General features: G+C 67.1%; 3 protein-coding genes. 2 read left to right on the forward strand and 1 reads right to left on the reverse strand.

Annotation, left to right across the window (positions count from 1 at the left end):
- On the forward strand, nt 1-367 hold a 367-nt coding region (locus AHiyo1_RS00900; RefSeq protein ID WP_148667415.1), incomplete at its 5' end, for a transposase.
- Nucleotides 368-645: 278 nt separating this feature from the next.
- Here AHiyo1_RS00900 and AHiyo1_RS24350 read toward each other — a convergent pair.
- Nucleotides 646-846 (reverse strand): hypothetical protein, encoded by a 201-nt coding sequence (locus AHiyo1_RS24350; RefSeq protein ID WP_059387311.1) that lies wholly within the window; start codon nt 844-846, stop codon nt 646-648.
- A gap of 80 nt (nt 847-926) precedes the next feature.
- On the opposite strand from AHiyo1_RS24350, the gene AHiyo1_RS25330 reads away from it, so the two are divergent.
- A partial coding sequence (locus tag AHiyo1_RS25330) for a hypothetical protein (RefSeq protein WP_216363116.1) occupies nt 927-1,129 on the forward strand: 203 nt, incomplete at its 3' end.

Here is a 1,129-nt window from a genome sequence, read left to right on the forward strand (position 1 = left end):
ACCGGCGGTCGGCGTCAGGACCGCAGCACGCATCCTCACCGAGATCGTCGGGAAAGACTTCGCTTCGGCAGGGCACATGGCCTCCTACGCAGGCCTCGCCCCGGTGACCTGGAGATCCGGGACTTCGATCCGCGGCGACCACCCATCCCGGAAAGGAAACAAGATCCTCAAGAGAGCCCCGTTTCTCTCCGCCTTCGCCGCGTTGAAGGACCCGCCGTCGAGGGCCTACTACGACCGGAAACGAGCTGAAGGAAAACGCCGCCACAACCAGACCCTCATCGCCCTCGCCCGGCGCCGCTGCGATACGCTCTTCGCCATGCTCAGAGACGGCACATTCTACGAACCACGAACACCCTCGGCCGCTTGACGAAAACCACAGAGGCACCCCCTCGGGTTCGATGCCGGGCGGCCGGAGAGGTCCCCCACCGTCTCACGCCCCCGCCCGTGTCCCGTCGGCCTTGGTTCACCTGTCTTCCTTCGAAGCCGCTCCAGGATGGATAGTCCTGAGAGGACTTTCCAGAGGGGCCGATGACGGCTTCGAGCACAAGACCCTCGTCGGTCCGGTGCTTCGGAACGGGGTGTCCGTGCTGGGGATCCCACCCGCTGCGCGGCGCGCCGGTCCGTGGGGAGCACCGTCAATGCTGCTCAGGGCACGGGCGTGTCGAGGTTCGCAGGGAAGGTGTATGTGGCCGGGACGGGTACGGGGGCGGTCCCTTGTACGAGTGCGATTTCCTCTTTCGGGTGCAGGACGACCGTGTCGGGCGGGCCCTGCGATCGGGTGCCGTTGACAAACACCGACCATTCGCCGGCCGGGTGGCCGCCGATGGTTGCGTTTCCGGCGAGCACCCCCCATTCGCGCAGGAACTGGGCCAGGGTGAAGCGTTCTCCCGGCGTGTCGGCTTCGACGTGGATGATTCCGGAGCGTCGTGGGTGTGGACGGGGGACCGGCCGCCGCTCTGTCCTTGGTTCACGTCCGCGAACCCGATCCCCGCCGGGACGCTCACGGCTTTCCCGTCGACGTACATGTCCAGGTGGGCGTGGAAATGCTCCCCTGTTCCCTCGTTCGCCAGTATCGGCAGGCCGACTCCCCGGATCCGGTCCGCGGCGTCCGGCTGCAGGGCCCACGGAT

Source organism: Arthrobacter sp. Hiyo1, from assembly GCF_001263615.2.
Lineage (GTDB): Bacteria > Actinomycetota > Actinomycetes > Actinomycetales > Micrococcaceae > Arthrobacter.